At 70.0% G+C, this 23,227-nt stretch carries 20 protein-coding genes; 16 read left to right on the forward strand and 4 right to left on the reverse strand.

The genetic code is table 11. The features are described from left to right. Window positions 1-32 precede the first annotated feature (32 nt). The 4 genes from yajC (at window position 33) to BMH31_RS11565 (ending at window position 5,610) form a co-directional block, all read left to right on the forward strand. Window positions 33-464 carry a preprotein translocase subunit YajC gene (yajC, locus tag BMH31_RS11550; protein ID WP_241898260.1) on the forward strand — a complete coding sequence of 144 codons (432 nt, stop codon included), beginning with the start codon at window positions 33-35 and terminating at the stop codon, window positions 462-464. Window positions 465-539: 75 nt separating this feature from the next. Continuing rightward, window positions 540-2,312: a protein translocase subunit SecD gene (gene secD, locus BMH31_RS11555; protein ID WP_199068515.1), complete on the forward strand. Its 1,773-nt coding sequence runs from the start codon at window positions 540-542 to the stop codon at window positions 2,310-2,312. A gap of 2 nt (window positions 2,313-2,314) precedes the next feature. Next, window positions 2,315-3,325 (forward strand): protein translocase subunit SecF, encoded by a 1,011-nt coding sequence (secF, locus tag BMH31_RS11560; RefSeq protein WP_099725101.1) that lies wholly within the window; start codon window positions 2,315-2,317, stop codon window positions 3,323-3,325. Between the two features lie 32 nt (window positions 3,326-3,357). Continuing rightward, window positions 3,358-5,610 carry a bifunctional (p)ppGpp synthetase/guanosine-3',5'-bis(diphosphate) 3'-pyrophosphohydrolase gene (locus BMH31_RS11565; RefSeq protein WP_099725100.1) on the forward strand — a complete coding sequence of 751 codons (2,253 nt, stop codon included), beginning with the start codon at window positions 3,358-3,360 and terminating at the stop codon, window positions 5,608-5,610. Here the strand turns inward: BMH31_RS11565 and BMH31_RS11570 are convergent. Next, on the reverse strand, window positions 5,589-6,152 hold the full coding sequence (locus BMH31_RS11570; RefSeq protein WP_099725099.1) for a hypothetical protein: 564 nt from the start codon (window positions 6,150-6,152) through the stop codon (window positions 5,589-5,591). The genes BMH31_RS11565 and BMH31_RS11570 overlap by 22 nt on opposite strands. A gap of 80 nt (window positions 6,153-6,232) precedes the next feature. Continuing rightward, window positions 6,233-7,468, reverse strand: coding sequence for a DUF349 domain-containing protein (locus BMH31_RS11575; RefSeq protein ID WP_099725335.1), 1,236 nt, complete (start codon window positions 7,466-7,468; stop codon window positions 6,233-6,235). A 181-nt stretch (window positions 7,469-7,649) separates the two neighbouring features. Here BMH31_RS11575 and BMH31_RS11580 point away from each other — a divergent pair, with 181 nt between their 5' ends. The 12 genes from BMH31_RS11580 to BMH31_RS11635 all read left to right on the forward strand — a co-directional run bounded on the left by BMH31_RS11580 (window position 7,650) and on the right by BMH31_RS11635 (window position 20,284). Then, window positions 7,650-9,068 carry a replication-associated recombination protein A gene (locus BMH31_RS11580; RefSeq protein ID WP_099725334.1) on the forward strand — a complete coding sequence of 473 codons (1,419 nt, stop codon included), beginning with the start codon at window positions 7,650-7,652 and terminating at the stop codon, window positions 9,066-9,068. 64 nt (window positions 9,069-9,132) lie between these two features. Beyond that, a complete protein-coding gene (locus BMH31_RS11585; protein ID WP_099725098.1) occupies window positions 9,133-10,296 on the forward strand; it encodes an acyltransferase in 1,164 nt (387 codons plus the stop codon). Between the two features lie 216 nt (window positions 10,297-10,512). Continuing rightward, a complete protein-coding gene (rpsD, locus tag BMH31_RS11590) occupies window positions 10,513-11,142 on the forward strand; it encodes a 30S ribosomal protein S4 (RefSeq protein WP_099725097.1) in 630 nt (209 codons plus the stop codon). Between the two features lie 163 nt (window positions 11,143-11,305). Next, window positions 11,306-11,542 (forward strand): YtxH domain-containing protein, encoded by a 237-nt coding sequence (locus tag BMH31_RS11595; RefSeq protein WP_046455940.1) that lies wholly within the window; start codon window positions 11,306-11,308, stop codon window positions 11,540-11,542. A 51-nt stretch (window positions 11,543-11,593) separates the two neighbouring features. Further along, window positions 11,594-14,248, forward strand: a complete 2,655-nt coding sequence (alaS, locus tag BMH31_RS11600; protein WP_099725096.1) for an alanine--tRNA ligase — start codon at window positions 11,594-11,596, stop codon at window positions 14,246-14,248. Between the two features lies 1 nt (window position 14,249). After that, on the forward strand, window positions 14,250-14,747 hold the full coding sequence (ruvX, locus tag BMH31_RS11605; RefSeq protein ID WP_199068512.1) for a Holliday junction resolvase RuvX: 498 nt from the start codon (window positions 14,250-14,252) through the stop codon (window positions 14,745-14,747). Continuing rightward, window positions 14,744-15,868 (forward strand): endolytic transglycosylase MltG, encoded by a 1,125-nt coding sequence (gene mltG, locus BMH31_RS11610; RefSeq protein ID WP_099725094.1) that lies wholly within the window; start codon window positions 14,744-14,746, stop codon window positions 15,866-15,868. The genes ruvX and mltG overlap by 4 nt, the downstream gene beginning before the upstream one ends. Next, on the forward strand, window positions 15,861-16,802 hold the full coding sequence (locus BMH31_RS11615) for a shikimate dehydrogenase (RefSeq protein WP_099725093.1): 942 nt from the start codon (window positions 15,861-15,863) through the stop codon (window positions 16,800-16,802). The genes mltG and BMH31_RS11615 overlap by 8 nt, the downstream gene beginning before the upstream one ends. Window positions 16,803-16,806: 4 nt before the next feature. Beyond that, a complete protein-coding gene (aroC, locus tag BMH31_RS11620) occupies window positions 16,807-18,003 on the forward strand; it encodes a chorismate synthase (protein WP_046455936.1) in 1,197 nt (398 codons plus the stop codon). After that, window positions 18,000-18,773, forward strand: coding sequence for a shikimate kinase (locus BMH31_RS11625; RefSeq protein WP_099725092.1), 774 nt, complete (start codon window positions 18,000-18,002; stop codon window positions 18,771-18,773). Before aroC ends, BMH31_RS11625 begins: the two co-directional genes overlap by 4 nt. Then, a complete protein-coding gene (gene aroB, locus BMH31_RS11630; protein WP_199068509.1) occupies window positions 18,770-19,867 on the forward strand; it encodes a 3-dehydroquinate synthase in 1,098 nt (365 codons plus the stop codon). Before BMH31_RS11625 ends, aroB begins: the two co-directional genes overlap by 4 nt. 45 nt (window positions 19,868-19,912) lie before the next feature. Further along, window positions 19,913-20,284, forward strand: a complete 372-nt coding sequence (locus BMH31_RS11635; protein WP_099725091.1) for a DUF4259 domain-containing protein — start codon at window positions 19,913-19,915, stop codon at window positions 20,282-20,284. Window positions 20,285-20,302: 18 nt separating this feature from the next. Here BMH31_RS11635 and BMH31_RS11640 read toward each other — a convergent pair whose 3' ends face one another. Together BMH31_RS11640 and BMH31_RS11645 are read right to left on the reverse strand one after the other, a co-directional pair. Beyond that, window positions 20,303-21,670 (reverse strand): MFS transporter, encoded by a 1,368-nt coding sequence (locus BMH31_RS11640; protein ID WP_241898261.1) that lies wholly within the window; start codon window positions 21,668-21,670, stop codon window positions 20,303-20,305. Between the two features lie 25 nt (window positions 21,671-21,695). Continuing rightward, window positions 21,696-23,168 (reverse strand): AAA family ATPase, encoded by a 1,473-nt coding sequence (locus BMH31_RS11645; protein WP_099725090.1) that lies wholly within the window; start codon window positions 23,166-23,168, stop codon window positions 21,696-21,698. Between the last annotated feature and the right edge of the window lie 59 nt (window positions 23,169-23,227).

Here is a 23,227-nt window from a genome sequence, read left to right on the forward strand (position 1 = left end):
AAAGGCCAGTTGTGGACCCGATTACGATCGTCATGTTCGCACTCATCGCAGTGCTCGTCATCTTCATGTTCCGCAACGGCAAGAAGCGGCAGAAGGCGATGCAGGAGCTGCAGGACGGCCTGCGTCCGGGTGCCGAGGTGATGCTCCAGTCGGGTATCTACGGCACCATCGAGTCGGTCGACGCCGAAGAGAACCGCGTGACCGTGCACAGCGGCACCTCCTCGTTCGTCGTCCACCGCAACGCGGTGGGCCAGATCATCGCCCCGGCCGAGACGGTCGTCGAGCCCGCAGCCGACATCGCCCCGGACGACGATCCCGAGTTCGGCGAGCGGGTCGCCGGGGACACGGCCGCTCAGGCCCCGACTCAGAGCGACGCCCCCGAGGCGCCGGCCGCGGAGGCCGCCGCCGACGAGGCCGCCCCGAGCACCGACGGCGACGCCAAGCCGTCGAGCGACAAGGCGTAACCGCCGCAATCAGCTCCGGCTCCCCGGCCTCGCCGGGGAGCCGCCCGTCTTCCCGTCAGAGAAAGTAGTCCTTCCGTGGCTTCTCCCCCCGCGGTGCGCAAAGCCCGTCGCTCCCTCACGTTCCTCGTTGTCATCATCGTCGGGCTCGCCGGCCTCCTCGCCTTCGGGGTGGCCAGGGGTGAGGCGACCTGGATGCCGAAGCTCGCCCTCGACCTGCAGGGCGGTACGCAGGTGCTGCTCGCGCCGAAGCAGACGAGCGGGCAGACCGTGACGGGGGAGCAGCTGCAGCAGGCGGTCTCCATCATCCGCCAGCGCGTCGATGCCTCGGGCGTCTCCGAGGCCGAGATCACCACCCAGGGCAACCAGAACATCTCGGTGTCGATCCCGGGCAAGGCCGACGAAGCGACGCTGCAGCGCATCGAGGCGTCTGCGAAGCTCGACTTCCGCCCGGTGCTCGCAGAGGGATCCGGCAAGATCCAGATGCCCACCGATGCCGCGCAGAAGGCCGAGGCCGAGAAGGCGTTGGCCGCGCAGAAGCAGGCCGCGAAGGACGCCGAGGCCAAGGGCGAGCTGTACCCCAAGACCCTGCCCAAGGGTGCCGGAGACAAGGAATGGCTGACCGCCGGGCTGCAGGCGCAGTTCGCGGCGTTCGAGTGCACCGCGGACTCCGCGACCGCGGCCGCATCGGCGCCCGCGGATCGCCCGCTGATCACCTGCGACAACACCGGCACGGTCAAGTACATCCTCGGCCCGGTCGAGATGGGCGGCGAGGTCATCTCCGACGCCGTCGCGCAGCCCGAGACCACCCAGACCGGCGCCACCACGGGCGGCTGGGCCGTGCAGATGACCTTCGATAAGAAGGGCACCAAGACCTTCGGCGACATCAGCACTCGGCTCTACGGCGCGCAGCCGCCGTTCAACCAGTTCGCGTTCGTGCTCGACGGCAGCGTGCTGTCGGCACCGACCATGAACGGTCAGATCCTCAACGGCAAGCCGTCGATCACCGGCGGGTTCACGCAGGAGTCCGCGAAGGCGCTCGCCGACCAGCTGAAGTTCGGCGCGCTGCCCATCAGCTTCACCGTGCAGAGCCAGGAGGACATCTCGGCGACGCTCGGCACCAACCAGCTGCAGGCCGGCCTGCTCGCCGGCCTCATCGGCCTGATCCTCGTCGTCGTCTACTCACTGTTCCAGTACCGGGCGCTCAGCACGCTGACGGTCGCGTCGCTGGCCATCGCGGCGCTGTTGACCTACCTGCTGCTCGCAGTGCTGTCGTGGCGCCAGGGGTACCGATTGTCGCTCGCGGGCGTCGCGGGCATCATCGTGGCCATCGGCATCACGGCCGACTCCTTCATCGTCTACTTCGAGCGCATCCGTGACGCGCTGCGCGACGGGCTCAGCCTCGAGCAGTCGGTCGAGCGCGGCTGGAAGCAGGCGCTCCGCACGATCCTGGCCTCCGACGGCATCAACTTCCTCGCCGCCGCGATCCTGTTCATCCTGGCGATCGGCAACGTGCGCGGCTTCGCCTTCACGCTGGGCCTCACGACGCTCGTCGATATCCTCGTGGTCGCGCTGTTCACGCACCCGATGATGGCGTTCGTCAGCCGCATGCGGTTCTTCAACGAGGGCCACGCGTTCTCCGGCCTCGACCCGCGCCGCCTCGGCGCGGTGTACCGCGGGCGCGTGCAGTTCCGCGAGCCCGCCGTGGCGTCCCACGGCAAGGCGAAGAAGAACGCCGGCAGCCGGAAGGAAGCCGAGCGCCGACAGACGATCGCCGAACGCAAGGCCGCGGAAGCCGCGGGCACCCACGACGCCGCGAGCGTCGCCGACACCACCGGTAAGGAGAGCTGACCATGGCTCGCTCATTCTCCGAATTCGGCAACGCCCTCTACACCGGTGAGAAGTCGATCAACTTCATCGGCCGGTGGAAGACCTGGTTCCTGGTCGCGGCGGTCATGATCCTCATCTCGATCGCCGGGCCGCTGCTGCGCGGTGGATTCACCTTCGGCATCGAGTTCACCGGTGGCAGCCAGTTCCAGGTGCACATCGCCGAGGGGCAGAAGCGCGATCAGGCGCTCGCCACGAAGGCCGTCGACGAGGTGCTGCCGGGCTCCGCGCCCCGCGTCTCGCTCGTCGGGCAGACCGACATCCGCGTGCAGACCGAGCAGCTGAAGGACGCCGAGGCGCAGGAGATCCGCAAGGCGCTGGCCGATGCCTACCAGGTCGACGAGTCCGAGGTGACCTCGTCCTACATCGGTGCGCTCTGGGGGCAGGACATCACGCGCCAGGCGGTGATCGCGCTCGGGGTGTTCATCCTCTTCGCGGCACTGGTCATGGCGATCTATTTCCGCACCTGGAAGATGTCGCTCGCAGCGCTCATCGCGCTGTTCCACGACCTCATCATCACGGCGGGCGTCTACGGCCTCACCGGCTTCGAGATCACTCCGGCAGCCATGATCGGCTTCCTGACGATCCTCGGCTACTCGCTCTACGACACCGTCGTGGTCTTCGACAAGATCCGCGAGAACACCGCACCGGGCGAGCTCACCGAGCGTCGCACCTTCGGGCAGGCGGTCAACCTCGCCGTGAACCAGACGCTCGTGCGCTCGATCAACACGTCCGTCGTGGCGCTGCTGCCGGTCGCTTCGATCCTGTTCATCGGCGCGTTCGTGCTGGGGGCCGGAACCCTTCGCGACATCGCGCTCGCGCTGTTCATCGGAATTCTCGTGGGTGCCTACTCGACGATCTTCATCGCGGCGCCGACGTACGCGCTGCTGCGTCGGGGCGAGCCCGCGATCAAGAAGCACGATCAGAAGGCGGAGCAGCTCCAGGCCGATTCGGAGCCCGAGCCCAGCGTGGTGTAGCGTTCAACCATCTCAGCGACGGGAGGGTTCGCATGGCGGCTAGTGATCCGGGAACCGTTTCTGCGAGTTCCCTGCGGCGGCTCGTGCCGCGCATCTTCTCGCGCGCGAGTTCCCCCGGAGCGGTCGACCAACTGGTCCGCACCGTCCGGGGGAACGCGCCCAAGGCCGACCTGTCGGTCATCGAGCGGGCCTACACCGTCGCCGAGCGGGCCCATCGCGGCCAGAAGCGGCGAAGCGGCGAGCCGTACATCACGCACCCCATCGCGGTCGCGCAGATCCTCGCCGACCTGGGGGTCGCACCGGTCGTGATCGCGGCGGCGCTGCTGCACGACACGGTGGAGGACACCGACTACACGCTGGAGCAGCTCACCGACGACTTCGGCGAAGAGATCGCCATGCTCGTCGACGGCGTGACGAAGCTCGACAAGGTGAAGTACGGCGACTCCGCCCAGGCCGAGACCGTCCGCAAGATGGTCGTCGCGATGTCGAAGGACATCCGGGTGCTCGTCATCAAGCTCGCCGACCGCCTGCACAACGCGCGGACCTGGGGCTTCGTGCCCGGCGACTCCGCGAAGCGCAAAGCGCAGGAGACGCTCGAGATCTACGCGCCGCTCGCGCACCGCCTCGGCATCCAGTCGATCAAGACGGAGCTCGAGGATCTCTCGTTCGCGGTGCTCAAGCCGAAGCTCTACGCCGAGATCCAGAACCTCGTCACCCAGCGCAACCCCAAGCGGGAAGAACTCGTGGGCGACGTCATCAGTTCGATCGAATCCGATCTGCGGGACTCCAAGATCCGGGGCGAGGTCACCGGCCGGCCCAAGGAGCTCTATTCGATCTACCAGAAGATGATCGTGCGCGGGCGCGACTTCGACGACATCTACGACCTCGTCGGGATCCGCGTGCTCGTGAGCTCGATCCGCGACTGCTATGCGGTGCTCGGCGCAGTGCATGCGCGTTGGACCCCGATCCCCGGCCGGTTCAAGGACTACATCGCGACGCCGAAGTTCAATCTCTACCAGTCGCTGCACACCACGGTCATCGGTCCGGACGGCCGTGCCGTCGAGATCCAGATCCGCACCTTCGAAATGCACCAGCGCGCCGAGTACGGCGTCGCCGCGCACTGGAAGTACAAGCAGCAGGGCGGACAGGCGCAGGGGCAGAGCTCCGCCGATATGGCCTGGCTGGCGCACATCTCCGACTGGCAGGCCGAGACCGAGGACCCGAGCGAGTTCCTCGATGCGCTCCGCTACGAGATCGGCGCCAAAGAGGTCTACGTCTTCACCCCCAAGGGGCGCGTCATCGGTCTTCCGGACGGCGGAACCACAGTCGACTTCGCCTACGCCGTGCACACCGAGGTGGGGCACCGCACCATGGGCGCCCGGGTCAACGGCCGCCTCGTGCCGCTCGAGACCGAACTGCACAACGGCGACGTCGTCGAAGTCTTCACCTCGAAGGATCCCGACGCCGGGCCGAACCAGAGCTGGCTGAGCTTCGTCAAGAGCAAGCGGGCTCAGAACAAGATCCGGCAGTGGTTCACCAAGGAGCGCCGGGACGAGGCGGTCGAGCAGGGCAAGGAAGACATCACCAAGGCGCTGCGCAAGCAGAACCTGCCCCTGCACCAGATCATGAACTCGGAGGCGATCCAGCAGGTCGCCCTGCAGCTGCGTTACGTCGATGTCACGGGGCTCTTCGCGGCGGTCGGCGAGGGGCACGTCTCGGCCCAGTCGGTGATCGAGAAGGTGACCGCACTGGTCACGGCCGACGAGGCCACCGTCGAAGCCGTCGAGACCGCCCGGCCGGGACTCGGTGCGCGGCGAGCGGGGAAACCCGACGCGAACAGCGGAGTCGTGGTCAAGGGCGCATCCGATGTGCTGGTGAAGCTCGCCAAGTGCTGCACGCCGGTCCCCGGCGACGAGATCCGCGGATTCATCACCAAGGGGCAGGGCATCTCGGTGCACCGCACCGACTGCCGCAACTTCCTCGCGCTCGCCCACCAGGAGGAGCGCCTCGTCGACGTCGAGTGGGCACCGACAGCCAAGAGCGTGTTCCTGGTGCAGATCCAGGTGGAGGCGCTCGACCGCTCAGGCCTGCTCTCGGACGTGACCCGTGCGCTCTCCGAGCACCACGTCAACATCCTCTCGGCTTCGGTGCAGACCTCGAGCTCGCGGCTGGCGCTGAGCCGCTTCGTCTTCGAGATGGCGAACACGACCCACCTGGAGCACGTGCTCAACGCGGTGCGTCGGATCGAGGGCGTCTACGACGCCTACCGGGTGAGCGGCGGCTGATCCGCGGAAAGCCCGCACTCGCGCAAGCGGGCGCGGGCGCGGGCCCGATGCGGGCGCCGGGATCCTTCGACACGTGAGCGCAGGGCGTCTGCGCCGCCCGCCGTGCCGATCACGAGCAACCGGCAGCTTGCGCGCTCCGCGGGCCCGAACTCCGGTTCGTGGAAGAGGAACTCTTCGGCGGTGCGGACGCGGGACGTGACCGCGAGGCCGTCGAATTCGACGAGGTCGGCGGCGGTCAGACGGTACTCGTGCACGCGGAGCGCGCTCGGTTCAGTGCTGCGTGCGCGTCGCCCGCCCAGCACGGCCGCACGCAACGGCCGACCCGGATCGCGCCGAGCACCCCACACCCAAGCGGCGGTGGCCCCGCAGGCCGCGAGCTCGGGGCCGATCCAGGCCGCGAGTGCGACCAGGCGCACTGCAGGGGACTCCGGCCACCCGATGCCGCGCAGACCCGGGCCGCAGTCGGTCAGCGCGCCGCGGAGTCGGGCGGCGGAGCGGACGGCGACGGGCCAGCGGTCGATGCGGGGCGGGGAAGCGGACATGCCCCCATGATGCAAGCGATCCCGGAGGTTCGGAACCCCCGGGATCGAAGCTGTGGAGAGTCGGTCCGGCCGACGCCCGCCTAGTCGCCGAGCGCGGCGAGCCAGGAGCGCTGAGTCGACAGCTTCTCCTCCGCGGCGGTCTTCGCCTTGGCGTCGCCCGCGGATTCCGCGGCGGCGATCTCGGCCTCGAGCTCGGAGATCGACGCCTCGAGCTGGCCGCGCAGACCTTCGCTGCGGGCCTTGGTCTCGGGGTTGCTCTTGCGCCAGTGCTCGTCCTCGAGCTGCTTCACGTGATCCTCGATCGCACGGAGACGACCCTCGACGGCGCGGACGGCCTCGCGGGGGACCCGGCCGATCTCGTCCCAGCGGATCTGGAACTCGGTGAGACGCTTGCGCGCGGCGACGCGGTCGGTCACCTGGAGCAGCGCTTCGGCCTCGCCGAGCAGCTCCTCCTTCGCGACGAGGTTCGCCGAGTACTCCTCGTTGGTCTGGGCGACCTCCGCGGCCTTCGCCGCGTACAGGACGTCGCCGGCGGCCTTGAAGCGGGCCCAGAGCTGATCGTCGAGCTTGCGGCTCGCACGGCCGGCGGCCTTCCACTCGTCGAGGAGCGACCGGTAGGCGGAGATGCCGTCGATTCCCTTGGGCGCGAGCGCCTCGGCGGCGGCGATGATGCGCTCCTTGCGCTGCTTGACGTCCTTGTTGGTCGCGTCGAGCTGGGCGAAGTGCGCGCGGCGAGCCGTGTCGAACTGCTGCCGTGCCGCGCGGAAGCGCTTCCACAGCGCATCGGCCTGCGACTTGGGCACCTGCGGGCCGCCGCGCTGAGCGGCCTGCCAGTCGGTGAAGAGCTGCTCGAAGGCCTGTCCGGTCTCCTTCCACCGGACCGACGCCTCGGGCTGCGCGGCGAGACGCTCGGCCTCGACCACGATCGCCTCGCGCTTCGCGACGGCCTCCTGCTTGGCGGCCTCGCGCTCGGCCTGCTGCTTCTCGGTCAGCTCGTGGGCCTTGCCGTCGAGCTTGGCGATTCGCTCGCGCAGCGCGGCGAGGTCGCCGACCGCAGCGGGCTCGACGAGCTGCTCGCGCAGGCGGGCGACGGTGTCGGCCACGTCGGCCGCGGCGGTGCCGCGCGCGATGCGCTGCTCGAGCAGCGAGATCTGCCCGGCCAGGTCGGCGTACTTGCGCTCGAAGTAGGCGAGCGCCTCTTCGGCGGTGCCGTCGGGGTACTGTCCGACGGCACGCTCGCCGTCTGCCTCGCGTACGTACACCGTGAGGGTCTCGTCGACTCGTCCCCAGGTCGTCTCGTTCGTCGAATCGCTCACCGTGCTGCTCACCTGTCGTTTCGGGGGTCCGCGAAGGTCGCGGGCATGACCTCTCCCACTATGCCATAGCGCTCTGGCGAGGGAGGACCCGAGTTCCCGATTCGTTGTCGGTGGTCACGGATACCATGGCCGCGTGACCGTTCCTACGCTTCCCGCAGCCACCGCGCCGCTCGCCGTGCGCATGCGCCCGCAGTCCCTCGACGAGGTCGTGGGTCAGGCGCATCTGCTGCGTCCTGGATCCCCGCTGCGCGTGCTCGCCTCGTCGGGCGGCGGGGCCGCCGGTCCGGTGTCGGTGATCCTCTGGGGCCCTCCAGGCACGGGCAAGACAACGCTCGCGCAGGCCATCGCCCAGTCCAGCGGGCGGCGTTTCGTCGAGCTCTCCGCGGTCACCGCCGGCATCAAGGACGTGCGCACGGTGATGGAACGCGCGCTCAACGACCGCGATCTCTACGACGTGGCGACCGTGCTCTTCCTCGACGAGATCCACCGCTTCACCAAGGCGCAACAGGACGCGCTGCTGCCGGGCGTCGAGAACGGGTGGGTGACCCTCGTCGCGGCCACGACCGAGAACCCGTCGTTCTCGGTCATCAGCCCGCTGCTGTCGCGCTCGCTCCTGCTCACGCTCGAGCCGCTCACAGATCAGGACCTCAGCGTGCTCATCCAGCGCGCCGTCGCGGATCCGCGCGGTCTGAACGGCGCGGTCGAACTGACCGACGAAGCGCTGGAAGCCCTCGTGCAGCTCTCCTCGGGCGATGCCCGACGTGCGCTCACGGCCCTCGAGGCGGCCGCCGGTTCGGCGCTCTCCACCCCGACGGGCGGTGCGGTGGAGGACGGCGTCGACGGCGAGTTCGAATTCGACGCGATCAACGAGGACGAAGAGGGCGACGACGACGGAGACGAAGACGCCGAAACCGACGGATCGGGCGACTCGCCGGATCGGCGCGCCGAAGAGCCGCCCGGGCCCGCGCTCATCACGGGCGAGATCGTGGCGGTCTCCGTCGACCGGGCGCTGCTCCGCTACGACCGCAACGGCGACCAGCACTACGACGTGATCAGCGCCTTCATCAAATCGCTGCGCGGTTCGGACCCCGACGCGGCGATCCACTACCTGGCCCGCATGATCGAGGCCGGTGAGGACCCTCGGTTCATCGCGCGTCGGCTCATGGTCCACGCCGCCGAGGACGTCGGCATGGCGGACCCCCAGGCGCTGCCGATCGCCGTGGCGGCGGCCGAGGCGACGCAGCTCATCGGCCTCCCCGAAGCACGGATCCCGCTCGCCGAGGCGACCATCTACATCGCGACGGCGCCCAAATCGAACGCCGTCATCAGCGCGATCGATTCCGCCATCGCGGACGTCAAAGCGGGGCGATTCGGGCTCGTGCCCAAACCGCTGCGCGACGCGCACTACCCCGGCGCAAAACGGCTCGGTCACGGCAAGGGCTATCTCTATCCGCACAGCGATCCGCGCGGCGTCGTCCGCCAGCAGTACCTGCCCGACGAGCTCGAGGACACCACCTACTACCGGCCGACCCAGCACGGGCGCGAGCGCGAGATCGCGGATCGGCTCGAGAAGATCCGACGCATCACGCGCGGAGGCTAGCCGGAGCGGGCATCGCCCCGCAACCAGGCTCCGCGGAGTCCGGGGGCGTACGGTGGTCCGGGTCATGTTCACGCAAGCTTCAGCCACGCAGTTCAGCCCGCTCGCGACCTCGCGGCCGAGATTCCTGCTGCTCGACCTCACCCGGTTCGGTGCCGCGATGGCCGTGCTCGTGTACCACTTCACCTCCCGGAAGACCGAGGTGTGGGGTGTGCCGGTGGCCGAACAGTTCCCGCACCTCGCGCCGATCAGCGCGTACGGGGCGCTCGGGGTGCAGCTGTTCTTCGTGATCAGCGGCTTCGTGATCCTGCTCTCCGCCGAGGGGCGCACCATCGGCCAGTTCGTGTCGGCGCGAGCCGCTCGCCTGCTGCCCGCGTACTGGGCCGCGGTGCTCCTCACGACGATCCTGCTGCTGTGGATCGCGCCCGGCGGCGACGATGCGGTCTCCCTGCCGCAGTTCTTCGCGAATCTCACCATGCTCCAGGAGACCATGGGGGAGCCGCACGTCGACGGCGTCTACTGGACGCTCTGGGTCGAGCTGCGCTTCTACGTGCTCATCGGCATCGTTCTGGCCTTCGGACTGACCGAGCGGCGTATGATCGGGCTGGCGTTCCTGTGGCCGTTCCTGGCGCTCGTGGCGCAGGAGAGCGGCAACGCGTTCCTCGCGACGCTGCTGTCGCCGAGCTACGCCCCGCTGTTCGCCGGCGGCATGGTGCTCTACCTGATCCACTCGCGCGGGCACAGCCTGCTCCGGTGGATGCTGCTGGGCTTCAACATCGCGATCGCGGTCCGGCAGACCATCGCTCAGGAGATCTACGATCGCATGCCCAAGTACTCCGGGTTCACCGGCGACGAGCTCACGGCTGCGATCATCGTCATCGGCATCTTCGCGCTGGTCGCGCTCATCACCCTCACGCCGCTGGCGCATCGCGGCTGGCGCTGGATGACCTACGCCGGCGCGCTCACCTACCCCCTCTACCTCATCCACGAGCAGTGGGGCCGCTGGATCATCGAGACGCTGCACACCGAGCTGCCGCCGATCGCGCTGCTCGGGCTGACCGTGCTCGCCTGCCTGCTGCTCGCGGCCGCGATCGAACGGTGGGTCGAGCGACCGCTGCGTCCGATCCTCCGTCGCGGGCTGGATCGCTCCTTCGACGCGCTCGACCGCCACCGCGACCGCGGAGAGGAATCGCCGGAGCCGCCTCCGGGGCAGCGTCGCGCCTCGATCTGATAAGCTGAACGCTGGCCAACACCGCTCTCGCAGCTGGCTGCGTACGAGAGCCAGGTGGCAGGCGCCCTGTAGCCGGGTTTCTGCACTGGTCGTTCCCTCACCGAAAACGGTTCGCTGCGTCGCGTGCATCACTCAGTTGATGCGGGCGCAGCCTGGCCGAGAGAACACGGCCGCGCGCATCCGCGCACGGCTCAGCAGAAACTCGAAAGGATCCACGTGTCGACTACGTCGCGTACCCGTTCCAAGACCCGCCTGTCCCGCTCGCTCGGGATCGCCCTGACCCCGAAGGCCGCGCGCTACCTCGAGAAGCGCCCCTACGGTCCCGGCCAGCACGGCCGCACCAAGCGGAAGAGTGACAGCGACTTCGCCGTCCGTCTGCGCGAGAAGCAGCGTCTCCGGGCCCAGTACGGCATCCGCGAGAAGCAGCTCGTCATCGCGTTCAAGGAAGCCCGTCGCCAGGACGGCCTGACCGGTGAGAACCTGGTCGAGCTCCTCGAGATGCGTCTCGACGCCCTCGTGCTCCGCGCCGGCTTCGCCCGCACCACCGCTCAGGCTCGCCAGATGGTCGTGCACCGCCACATCCTCGTCGACGGCAAGATCGTCGACCGCCCCTCCTTCCGCGTGAAGCCGGGTCAGCTCATCCACGTCAAGGAGCGCTCCGAGGGCACCGAGCCCTTCCAGGTCGCCGCAGCCGGCGGTCACGCCGAGGTCCTGCCCCCGGTTCCGGGCTACCTCGAGGTCGAGCTCGACAAGCTCCAGGCCCGCCTGGTCCGTCGTCCGAAGCGCGCCGAGGTCCCCGTGACCTGTGAAGTGCAGCTCGTCGTCGAGTACTACGCAGCCCGCTAAGCGCTTCGCGCACAGCGATACGAACGGCCGTCGGAGCGATCCGGCGGCCGTTCGGCGTCTCCGCTGCGATGCGGTGCCGCGCACGCGCCGCGACGCGGGATATGAAGGGCGCGCAAAGGCGCCCCCGCTAGACTTGCACGGTCGAGAGATCTGGAGGATCCCCATGCGCAGACTGTCCTGGCTGATCGTCGGAGTCGCCGCCGGTTTCGTTGCCGCCCACTTCGTCAACCAGACGCCCGAGGGGCGCCGCTTCTTCGAACGCGTGAACCGCGGCGCGCGCGAGTTCAGCGATGCGCTCGCGAACGGGTACCGCGAGGGCGAGGCCGAACTCGACGAGACGCTCGACGAGGTCGAACGCCGTCTGAGTCGCCTCGAGGCCAAGCAGCACGCCGCCGACTGAGCGCACCCCGACTTCCACTCGTACGTACCTCCCAAAAGGAACCAGAACCCCATGCAGACCGCTGAGATCCGTCGCCGCTGGCTCGACTTCTTCGAACGGAAGGGCCACACGGTGGTGCCCTCGGCGTCGCTCGTGAGCGATGACCCGAGCCTCATGTTCACGGTGGCCGGCATGGTCCCCTTCGTCCCCTACCTCTCGGGTCTCGTCCCCGCGCCGTACCCGCGCGCCACCAGCGTGCAGAAGTGCATCCGCACCAACGACATCGAAGAGGTCGGCAAGACGCCGCGCCACGGCACCTTCTTCCAGATGTGCGGCAACTTCTCGTTCGGCGACTACTTCAAAGAGGGCGCGATCCAGTTCGCCTGGGAGCTCCTCACCACGAGCGAGGCCGATGGCGGTCTCGGTTTCGACGCCGACGACCTCTGGGTGACCGTCTACGAGGACGACGACGAGGCGATCGCGCTCTGGAAGCAGCACTCCACCCTTCCCGAGGAGCGGATCCAGCGTCTCGGCAAGGACACCAACTACTGGTCGACGGGGCAGCCCGGGCCGGCCGGCCCCTGCTCCGAGATCTTCTTCGACCGCGGTCCCGAGTACGGCATCGACGGCGGCCCCGCGACCGACGACGACCGTTACGTCGAGATCTGGAACCTGGTGTTCATGCAGTACCAGGTCGCCGACGTGAAGTCGAAGACCGATTTCACGATCCTTGGCGAGCTGCCGAAGAAGAACATCGATACCGGCCTGGGGCTCGAGCGCGTCGCGTTCCTCAAGCAGGGCGTCGACAACATGTACGAGATCGACGAGGTGCGGCCGGTGCTCGACCGCGCGGCCGAGCTCGCCGGCAAGACCTACGGCGCCGACCACACCGACGACGTGCGCCTGCGCGTCATCGCCGATCACGTGCGTTCGGGACTCATGCTCATCGCCGACGGAGTGACGCCGTCGAACGAGGGCCGCGGCTACATCCTGCGCCGCCTGCTGCGCCGCGTGATCCTCTCGATGCGCCTGCTCGGCGTCGAGGGCCCCGTGTTCGATCAGCTCTTCCCGGTGTCCCGCGACGCGATGAAGGGCTCCTACCCGGCGGTCGAGCGCGACTTCGATTTCATCTCGCGCGCCGCCTACGCCGAGGAGAAGACCTTCCTCCGCACCCTCGCCTCGGGGATCGAGATCCTCGACGGCGCCATCGACGCCGCCAAGAGCGGCACGCGGGCCGTGACCGGGGACACGGCGTTCCTGCTGCACGACACCAAGGGCTTCCCGATCGAGCTGACGCTCGAGATCGCCGAGGAAGCCGGGGTCACCGTCGATGAGGGCGTGTTCAAGACACTCATGCAGGAGCAGCGCGAGCGCGCGAAGGCCGATGCGAAGGCGAAGAAGGGCCAGCGCGCCGACCTCTCGATCTACAAGGAGCTCCGGGGGCAGGGCGAGACGCTCTTCACCGGTTACGACGAGCTGACGCACGAGAGCCGTGTGCTGGGCATCGTGGTCGACGGCAAGCCCGTTCCCGCTGCGAGCGAGGGCCAGGTCGCCGAGGTCGTGCTCGCCGAGACGAGCCTGTTCGCCGAGTCCGGCGGCCAGGACGCCGATCAGGGCCTCATCATCGGCGACGGCTTCGAAGCCGAGGTGCTCGACGTGCAGAAGCCGGTGCCCGGTCTGATCGTGCACACGGTGCGCGTCGAGGTCGGCACGATCTCGGTCGACGCGCGCGCCGAGACCCGTGTCGACGCCGACTACCGTCGCGGGGCCACGCAGGCCCACTCCGGCACGCACATCGTGCACGCCGCGCTGCGCCAGGTGCTGGGCTCGAACGCGCACCAGGCGGGCTCCTACAACAAGGCCGGCTACCTGCGTCTGGACTTCACGCACGGAGAGGCGCTGAGCCCCGAGACGAAGAGCGAGATCGAGGAGATCTCGAACCGGGCGATCCGGTCGGACTACGAGGTCGTCACGCGCGAGATGCCCCTCGACGAGGCGAAGGCGCTCGGCGCCATGGCACTGTTCGGCGAGAAGTACGGCGAGCGCGTGCGCATGGTCGATATCGGCGGGCCCTGGTCGCGCGAGCTGTGCGCGGGCACCCACGTGTCGAGCTCCGCCGAGGTCGGCATGATCAACCTGATCTCCGAGAGTTCGGTCGGCTCGACCAACCGCCGCATCGAGTCGCTCGTCGGCCTCGAGGCGTTCCAGAGCTTCGCGGCGGAGCGCGCCATCGTGCATGAGCTGTCCGCCGGGCTGCGCACGCCGCGCGGCGAGCTGGTGCAGCGCGTGCAGGATCTCGGCGCGCAGCTGAAGGCCGCAGAGAAGAAGATCGCCCAGCTGGAGGCCGCGAAGCTCGCGGAGCGCGTCCCCGAGCTGCTCGCCGGTGCCGAGATGCTCGGCTCGGTCCGTGCAGTGCTCGGTTCGCTCGGCACGGTCGGTTCAGCCGACGACGTCCGGGGTCTGGTGCTGCAGCTGCGTGACCGTCTGGCCGACGAAGCCGGCGTGGTCGTGCTCGCGGGCGATGCCGGCGGCAAGCCCGTCGTGATCGCGGCGACGACCGCGGGAGCTCGCGATGCGGGCATCCGCGCCGGTGACCTCGCGAAGCTCGGTGCGCAGGTGCTCGGCGGCGGCGGCGGAGGCAAGCCCGACCTCGCGCAGGGCGGCGGCGCCGATGTCTCCAAGATCGACGACGCGCTCGCCGAGATCCGGCGCAGCATCGGAGCGTAGGGTGCGCACGGGCGTACGACTCGGCATCGACGTGGGCCGCGCCAGGATCGGCGTGGCCCGCTCCGATGCCCACGGCATGCTCGCCACGCCGGTCGAGACGGTCCGACGTGTCGCCTCGGGCGGGCACGACGTGGAGCGTATCGCGGTGCTCTTCGCCGAGCACGGCGCGTTCGAAGCCGTGGTCGGCCTGCCGCTGAGCCTGAGCGGCGCCCGTACCCCGTCGACCGACGACGCCGAGGCCTTCGCGCGACGGCTCGCCGAGCGCGGCCTGCCCGTGCGCCTCGTCGACGAGCGCCTGTCGACCGTCTCGGCCCAGAGCCAGCTGCACCAGGCTGGACGCAACACCAAGAACAGTCGCGGGGTGATCGACCAGGCCGCGGCCGTCGTCATCCTGCAGCACGCGCTCGACACCGAGCGCGCGCAGAGCGCGCCCCCCGGCGAAGCGCTCGATCCGCAGGACGCCGACCCGATCGCCGAAGACCGAGGAGACGAACGATGAACGCACGAGAGAAGCGCGGACGTCGCGCCAAGCGGGAGAGCAGCACCGGTAAGCGGGTGCTGATCGTCCTGCTCGTCGCGGTGCTGCTGCTCGGCGGCCTCGGCGCCGGGGTCGCGGTGCTCTGGTCGAGCTTCGGCGCTCAAGTCTCGAAAGCCATGGGCTGGGAGAAGAACGACTACGAGGGCTCCGGCACCGGATCCGCGGTGGTCACGATCCGCGAGGGCGAGATCGGCAGCGACATCGCCGCGTCCCTGGCGAAGCAGGGCGTCGTGAAGACGTCCGAGGCGTTCTACGATCTGCTGCTCAAGCAGGATCCGGCCGTGGAGTTCCAGGTCGGTTCCTACCAGCTGAAGAAGCAGATGAGCGCGAAGGCGGCTCTCGCCGCACTGCAGGACCCCAAGAACCAGATCAAGCTGACGGTGACGATCCCCGAGGGCATGGCCGCGGGGGACGCGCTCGCGCGGATCTCGAAGGTCACCGGGATTCCGCAGGCCGACTTCGACGCGGCGGTCAAGGATCCGAGCAAGTACGGGATCCCGAAGGCCGCGCCCTCGATCGAGGGTTTCCTGTTCCCGGCCACCTACACATTCGAGCCGGGCGACACCGCCGAGAGCATCATCAAGAAGATGGTCGAGCGCATGGGGCAGGCGCTGCGCGAACACGGCGTGCCCGAGGCCGACGAGCTCCGCGTCCTCACCCTCGCCTCCATCGTGCAGCGCGAGGCGGGATCCAACCAGGCGGACTTCCCGAAGATCGCCCGCGTATTCCAGAACCGTCTCGATCAGGGCATGAAGCTGCAGTCAGACGCCACAGTCGCGTACGGCACCGGCAACACCCACACGGTGTGGACCACCGAGGCCGAGCGGGCCGACGCCTCGAACAAGTACAACACCTACGCGAATCCCGGCCTGCCGATCGGACCCATCGGCCTTCCCGGCGACGTCGCCATCGCGGCCGCGATGAAGCCGGCCCCGGGCAAGTGGCTCTACTTCGTGCCGATCAACCTCGAGACCGGCGAGACCGTGTTCTCGGAGACCAACGAGCAGCACGAGGCGGCGGTGGCCAAGCTCGGGCAGTGGTGCGAGGCGCACCGGGCTCAGGGCGGCAAGCGCTGTGACTGATCCGACGACGCTCGGAGCGCCGGCCGTCGAGCCGGAGCTCCGAGCGACCGCGCAGCGCCTGGCCGTGCTCGGCAGCCCGATCGAGCACTCCCGTTCCCCGCGGATCCACCGCGCGGCGTACGGTGCGCTCGACCTGGACTGGAGCTACACCCGGGTGCGCTGCGGCGTGGCTGGTCTCGACGCCTTCTTGCGAAGTCGGAGCCCCGAATGGCGCGGCTTCTCGGTGACCATGCCGCTGAAGGAGGAGGCGCGTCGGATCGCGACGGTGCTCGATCCCGTCGCGACCGAGAGCGGCGTCGTGAACACTCTGCTCCGCATCGTCGGCCCCGGCGACGCGGTCCCGCGCTGGGCCGGATACAACACCGACGTGCCGGGCCTCGCGGCGGCGATCCGCGGTGCCGGACTCGACGCACTGCGCACGGTCGTGCTCGGGTCGGGAGCGACGGCGGTCTCCGCTCTGCTCGCCGCCCGGCGTCTGGGGGCCGAGCGCATCACGCTCCTCGCGCGCAACTCCGCGGCGGTCGCCGACCTCGTGGCGCGATTCGACGGGACGGGGGAGGCCTCGGGTGCCGCGGTCCGCGTCTCCGGTGCGGTGCTCGGCACCGAAGACGCGACCGCGGCCGCCGAGGAGGCCGACGCCACGCTCGTCATCTCGGCGCTGCCGGGGCCCGCCGGAGCCGGAGTCGAGCTGCCCGCGGGGCTCGAGCGCGCCCCGCTCTTCGACGTCGCCTACGACCCCTGGCCCTCCCCGCTCGCGGAGCGCTGGCGGGTCGCGGGCGGCATCGCCCATCCCGGCCTCGACATGCTCGTGGAGCAGGCGCTGGTGCAGGTCCGGATCTTCGTCGCGGGGGAGCCGTCGTTCCCGCTGCCCGACGAGTCGGCGTTGCTCGACGTCATGCGCGGCGCAGCGGGCCTGCCGCGTATGGAAAGATAGATCCATGCTGCGTTGGCTCACGGCCGGGGAATCCCACGGCCCAGAACTCATTGCCGTGCTCGAGGGGCTGCCCGCCGGCGTGCCCGTTTCGATCGACGGGATCCGCGCCGACCTCGAACGGCGCAAGCTCGGCTACGGTCGCGGCTCGCGCATGAAGTTCGAGCAGGACGAGCTCCACCTCTCGGGCGGCGTCGTGCACGGTCGCTCCATCGGCGGCCCGGTTGCGATCCGGGTGGGCAACACCGAATGGCCCAAGTGGACCGAGGTGATGAGTCCCGAGCCGATCGAGCTCTCCGAGAAGTCCCGCGGTCGAGGCGCCCCGCTCACGCGTCCCCGTCCCGGCCACGCCGACCTGACCGGCATGCAGAAGTACGGTTTCGACGAGGCAAGGCCGGTGCTCGAGCGCGCGAGCGCGCGGGAGACCGCCGCCCGCGTCGCCCTCGGCGCCGTGGCACGTGCGTTCCTGGCCGAGCTCGGGATCCGGCTCGTCAGCCACACGGTCTCGATCGGTGCGGTCGAAACCCCCGCAGGCACTCCGCTGCCCCGTCCCGAGGACGTCGCGGCGCTCGACGCCGATCCGCTGCGCTGCTTCGACGCCGCGACGAGCGAGCGCATGGTCGCCGAGGTCGACGACACCAAGAAGTCGGGCGACACCATCGGCGGCATCGTCGAGGTGCTCGCCTACGGCCTTCCCCCGGGGCTCGGTTCCTACGTGCACTGGGACCGGCGGCTCGATTCGCGTCTCGCCGGCGCGCTCATGGGCATCCAGGCGATCAAGGCGGTCGAGGTCGGCGATGGTTTCGAGACGACCCGGCGCCGCGGTTCCGAGGCGCACGACGAGCTGCACCTGCGCGACGGACGGATCGTGCGCGACACGGGCCGCGCCGGCGGTATCGAGGGCGGCATGACCACCGGGCAGCTGCTCCGTGTCCGCGCGGGCATGAAGCCCATCGCGACGGTCCCGCACGCCCTGCCCACCATCGACGTCTCCACGGGCGAGGAGTCGAAGGCGCATCACCAGCGCTCCGATGTCTCGGCCGTTCCGGCCGCCGGCGTGGTCGCCGAGGCGATGGTCGCGCTCGTGCTGGCCGACGCCGTCACCGAGAAGTTCGGAGGCGACAGCGTCGCCGAGACGAAGCGCAACCTCGACGCCTATCTCGCTGCGATCCCCGAGAACCTCGCGACCGCGCTCGAATCGTGACCGCGTCCCGCCGCGCCGGGCGCGACGCGGGCCCGCCCGCCTCGCGTCCGGTTCCGGCTCCGCCGCGTACGGCCCCCGTGCCGGTGCAGCCGGCTGCCGGGAAGCGCACCGATCCGCAGCCGGGGGAGCGGACCGGCGACGCCGGTGCGAACTCCGCGAAGCGCGGCGCGCGGCGACGGCCGGCGCGACGGCGCAGGCGCGGACGGGTCCCCGATGTCGCCGTCGTGCTGGTCGGTCCCATGGCCGCCGGCAAGACGAGCCTCGGGCGGCGCCTCGCGCGCGAGCTCGGCGTGCCGTTCGTCGACACCGATGCGGTGTTCGTGCGCGAGCACGGCGCCATCACCGAGTTCTTCGCCGCCCACGGCGAGCCGGAGTTCCGTCGGATCGAAGCCGAGGTGATCGCCGAGCAGCTCGCCGAGCCGGGAGCGCGCATCGTGGCCCTCGGCGGCGGAGCGGTGCTGCATCCCGAGACCCGGCGGCGTCTCGCCGCGCACCCCGTGGTGCTGCTCATGACCACGGAACGCGCAGTGCTGCGCACCGCGAACCTGTCGCGCCGTCCGCTGCTGCGCGACGATCCGGGCGCGTGGGGGCGCATCCTCAAGGAGCGCAAGCCGCTCTACGACGAGGTCGCGGACGTGACGTTCCGCACCGACCGCGCCACCAAGGAGCAGCTCGCCGTGCGCGCCGCCGAGTGGGTGCGCGCTCAGGGGCGCAGGCGCGCGGCCGAGCAGGCCAGGAACCGAAGCAGGACCGAAGGAGAGACCGAGTGAGTGAACCGTCGAACGAGTCGTCCGTGACCACCATCGAGGTGACCGGGGACGCCGACTATTCGATCTCGGTGGGACGCGGGATCCTCGACCGGGTCCCTGAGGCACTGGGCGACCGCGTCGCGAAGGTGCTCATCATCCACACACCGACCGTAGGCCGCTTCGCGGACGAGCTCCGCAACTCCCTGCAGGAGCGCTACGGCCAGGTCCTGCTCGCCGAGGTGCCCGACGCGGAATCGGCCAAGCGCATCGAGGTCGCGTCCTTCTGCTGGGGGGTGCTCGGCCAGGCCGACTTCACCCGGTCCGACGCGATCATCGGTCTGGGAGGCGGCGCGGTGACCGATCTCGCCGGCTTCGTCGCCGCCACCTGGCTGCGGGGCGTGCGCCTCGTGCAGATCCCGACGACCGTGCTCGGCATGGTCGATGCCGCGGTCGGCGGCAAGACCGGGATCAACACCTCCGAGGGCAAGAACCTCGTGGGGGCGTTCTACGCACCGCACGCGGTCATCTGCGATCTCGCCCTGCTCGATACCCTGCCGCGCAACGAGATCCTCGCCGGCTTCGCGGAGGTCGCCAAGTGCGGGTTCATCGCCGAGCCCGAGATCCTCGACCTGCTCGAGGCTGATGTCGACCGGGCGACCGATCCGCAGACTCCCGAGTTCCGGCGCCTCGTCGAGCTCGCGATCGGAGTGAAGGCCCGCGTGGTCTCCGAGGACTTCCGCGAGGGCGGCCTGCGCGAGATCCTCAACTACGGCCACACGCTCGGTCACGCGATCGAGCACGCGGAGCGGTACCAGTGGCGCCACGGCGTCGCGATCTCGATCGGCATGATGTATGCGGCCGAGCTCGGCCGCATGGCGGGATCGCTCTCGGACGAGGCGGTGGAGCGGCACCGCCGGATCCTCTCCTCGCTCACCCTGCCGCTCTCGTACCCCGCCGGCCGCTGGCCCGGTCTGCTCTCGGCGATGCAGCGCGACAAGAAGGCGCGTGCTGGCATGCTGCGGTTCATCGTGCTCGACGACATCGCGAAGCCGCGCGTGCTCGCGGGCGTCGACGAGTCGGTGCTGCAGTTCGCGTACCAGGAGATCGCGAACTAGCGATCGGACGCCCGCAGCGATCGGGCACGACGAAAGGCGGAGCGCATGGGTGCATGGGGAGTCTCACCGTGGGACACCGACGGAGCGGCGGACTGGTTCGCCGAGGTGTTCGCGGGCCTCGACATCGACGCGCACATCGCGGACGCCTTCCAATACGACGATGACTACGACCGCGTGCGCGCGGCCTGCTACCTGCTCGCCGTGCTCGGGCGCAGCACCGTGTGGCCCGGGGACCTCGAGCGGTTGGACGCGCATCTCGAACGCGGTATCGAACTGCTGACCGACATGATCGAGCCCGACTCCGAGTTCCTCGAACTCTGGGAGGACGAGCCCGAGGTCGTCGAAGCGGTCCGCGCGGAGATCGCGCAGCTGGAGGCGCGCCTCGACGGCGATGGCGACGAGGACGAGGACGACTGATCCTCGCCGCGCGTCTGCCTACGAGCCGCCGGCGGACTGAGCCGGTCGGCGGATCCCGATCCAGGCGACCAGCGCACCGATGGCGAACAGCGCCGCGGTCACGACTGCGGCGCTGTGGAACCCGGAGAGGTCGAGTCTGCCCCCGACGATGGTCGAGAGCAGGGCGATGACGAGGAGGCCGGCGACGCGGGAGACCGCGTTGTTGACGGCCGAAGCGATGCCGCTGCGCTCGGCGCCGATGGATCCGAGCACCGCCGAGGTGAGCGGGGCCACGGTCAGCGAGAGTCCGAGCCCGAGCACCAGCATGGACGGCAGCACCTGCCACCAGTAGTCGAAGCTCGAAGCGACGGTCAGCAGCAGCAGCGCACCGACCGCCATGAGCGCGGGACCGACCGTCATGAAGATCCGCGGGCCGTGCTTTCCCGCCCACGACCCCGCCCGGGAGCTCAGCAGGACCATGAGGATCGTGATCGGCAGGCTGGCGAGTCCGGCCTGGGTGGCGCCGAGGCCCGCGCCCTGCTGCAGGTAGACGCCGATGACCATGCCGTTGAGCGAGAGCGCCGCGTAGACGAAGAGCGTGGCGAGATTGCCCCACGCGAAGTTACGGACCCGGAACAGCTGGAGCGGCATCATCGGTTCGGCGGTGCGCCGCTGCCGCACCACGAACCCGAGCAGCAGTGCGATCCCGGCGATCCCGGCCAACCAGATGGCGGGAGCGGCCCAGCCGAGTCGGGGCTGCTCGATGAGCGCGAAGACGAGCGCGGCGAGGCCGATGGCGCAGAGCGCGCCGCCCCACCAGTCGACCCTCGCGCCGCGCTGGTGCTCGGGCAGCTGCACCCGGCGGAGCAGCAGCAGCGTGACCGCGATGGGGAGCACGTTGATGAGGAACACGAGGCGCCAGGAGAGGAAGTCGACGAAGAGCCCGCCGAGCAGCGGTCCGACGAGCTGGGCCGCGGTGGTGCACGCGGTCCACACCCCGATGGCGCGGGCCTGGACCTCATCGCGCATCGTCGCGGTGATGAGCGCGAGCGAGCTCGGGACGAGCAGCGCACCGGCCGCGCCCTGGAACGCGCGCGCGACGATGAGGAACAGCGGGTCGGGCGCGGCGGCGACCGCGACGGATGCGACGCCGAAGGCGATGAGTCCGACCCGCATGATCGTGACGCGTCCGAAGGCGTCCGACAGCGAGCCCGCGAGCAGGATCAGCGAGCTCAGCGTCACGAGGTAGGCGTCGACGGCCCACTGCTGCGTGGTCAGCCCGCCGCCGAGCTCGCGGCTGATGGCGGGGAGCGCGACCGTGACGACCGTGCCGTCGAGGAACGCCACGAAGGAGGCGAGGACCGCGACGGCGACGATCAGCCGTTGCGCCGGGATGAGTCGCTGCACACGGCCGATGCTACCCCCGGAACGGTCAGGAGAGGCGGAAGCCCTGCCCCTCGATGATCAGGGTGAGCACGGCGCGGTCCTCCCGGTGCATCACGCCCTCGACGAAGCGCCGCAGCGCGTGCTCGAGCGAGACGGTGCCGGCACTGCCCGCGACCTTCTCGAGGATCGCGACGAGCGTGCGCGGTGCGAGCACCGACTCCTCGAGTCCGGGACGTCCGTCGACCTCCCGTTCCGTGCTCACATAGCGCTCGAAGCCGCCGTCGGTGCGGCCTGAGAAGACCTGCTGGCTGATGAACGCGGCGCGCGCGACCGCTTCGAGCTGCGCGAGCGGCAGCGCGTCGGGCAGGCGCCCATCCTCGTCGCACACCGCGGCCGCGGCGAGCAGCAGGTTCTCGCGCGGCGTCGCAGCCTGATCGGACCCGGTCGCGGCCGCGGAGTCCGGGTAGTGGACCCGGTACGCGTTCGCACCGAAACGGTTCACGAGTTCGGCGCTGAGCCGATCGATCCCGCGGTACCGGTGCCCGCTCTGCTCGTTGGCCGTCGCGATGATCGCGAAGCCCGAGCTGATCTCGACGGTGTCGCCCGCGTGCTCCTGCACGGCGTAGCGGTCGCCGGGGCGCAGCTGCAGGATCCGGTTGAGCCGCTTGAGGAACTCGGGCGGCATGGCGTTCACCTCGTCGAGGATCAGCACCCGGCCCTCGGTCATCGCGCGCAGCAGGGGGCCCGGTACGAACACGCTGACCGTGGCTCCGCCCTCGGCACGCAGCTCGTGGGCGCCGACGAGCTGGGCGCTCGAGATGTCGCCGTAGCCGGACACGAGCTCGGGCTCGCGTCCGAGCTCGTCACGGGCGATCGCCTCGGCGAGCGCGGTCTTGGCGCCGCCAGTCTCGCCGATCAGGAGCATCGGTGCGCCGCGGCGGAGCGCGGGCAGGGCCTCCTCGATGATCGAACGCATCTGCTCCGTGCGCAGCAGACCGCCGCGCAGTTGGGACCGCGCGCTGCGCAGCCGCAGTCGGCCGAGTTCGGCGAGGACGGCGTCGCGCATCGCGGGGTTCCCGAGCCGCTGCTCCCACGAGCGGTCGGGGGCGGCGGCGTCCAGCTCCGCGACGCGTTCGCGCTCGTGCGGTGCGAGTTCCCGGCCGCTCGAGACGGCCCGTGCGATGATGCCGGCGCGCTCGTCGGAGCGTCGCGCATCGAGCCGCTCGGCGCGCACGGCGTGGACGACGGTGCGCAGGACCGCGGCGCGGCGGTCGAGCGCGTCGTTCGCCAGTGGGCGGATCGCCGGATCCGCGAGCAGGGCGTCCCGCACGGCCAGCAGGGCGTCGCAGGCGGCCGCGGCCGGACGGAGTTCGTCGGGGAGGGGCGTCGACGGGGCGACGCCCGGCGCCGCGGCGCCGAGCCGGCGCAGATCCGCACGCAGCGCGCGTCGGGTGCGCACCAGATCGTGGTGCGCGGCAGCGAGCTCAAGAAGTGCGGGATCAGCATCAAGAGGCAACATTCGGCCACGATATCAGTCGAGTTCTGGGCTTCGCTACGACAAGGTCGATAGTCTGTGCG

Source organism: Leucobacter sp. OLIS6 (assembly GCF_002752355.1).
GTDB lineage: Bacteria > Actinomycetota > Actinomycetes > Actinomycetales > Microbacteriaceae > Leucobacter.

Coding starts and splice junctions, on each gene's coding strand:
- aroC (WP_046455936.1), top strand. CDS start 16,807: ATGCTGCGTTGGCTCACGGCCGGGGAATCCCACGGCCCAGAACTCATT.
- alaS (WP_099725096.1), top strand. CDS start 11,594: ATGCAGACCGCTGAGATCCGTCGCCGCTGGCTCGACTTCTTCGAACGG.
- mltG (WP_099725094.1), top strand. CDS start 14,744: ATGAACGCACGAGAGAAGCGCGGACGTCGCGCCAAGCGGGAGAGCAGC.
- BMH31_RS11595 (WP_046455940.1), top strand. CDS start 11,306: ATGCGCAGACTGTCCTGGCTGATCGTCGGAGTCGCCGCCGGTTTCGTT.
- BMH31_RS11585 (WP_099725098.1), top strand. CDS start 9,133: ATGTTCACGCAAGCTTCAGCCACGCAGTTCAGCCCGCTCGCGACCTCG.
- BMH31_RS11645 (WP_099725090.1), bottom strand. CDS start 23,168: ATGTTGCCTCTTGATGCTGATCCCGCACTTCTTGAGCTCGCTGCCGCG.
- yajC (WP_241898260.1), top strand. CDS start 33: ATGTTCGCACTCATCGCAGTGCTCGTCATCTTCATGTTCCGCAACGGC.
- secF (WP_099725101.1), top strand. CDS start 2,315: ATGGCTCGCTCATTCTCCGAATTCGGCAACGCCCTCTACACCGGTGAG.
- BMH31_RS11580 (WP_099725334.1), top strand. CDS start 7,650: ATGCGCCCGCAGTCCCTCGACGAGGTCGTGGGTCAGGCGCATCTGCTG.
- BMH31_RS11565 (WP_099725100.1), top strand. CDS start 3,358: ATGGCGGCTAGTGATCCGGGAACCGTTTCTGCGAGTTCCCTGCGGCGG.
- BMH31_RS11570 (WP_099725099.1), bottom strand. CDS start 6,152: ATGTCCGCTTCCCCGCCCCGCATCGACCGCTGGCCCGTCGCCGTCCGC.
- BMH31_RS11635 (WP_099725091.1), top strand. CDS start 19,913: ATGGGTGCATGGGGAGTCTCACCGTGGGACACCGACGGAGCGGCGGAC.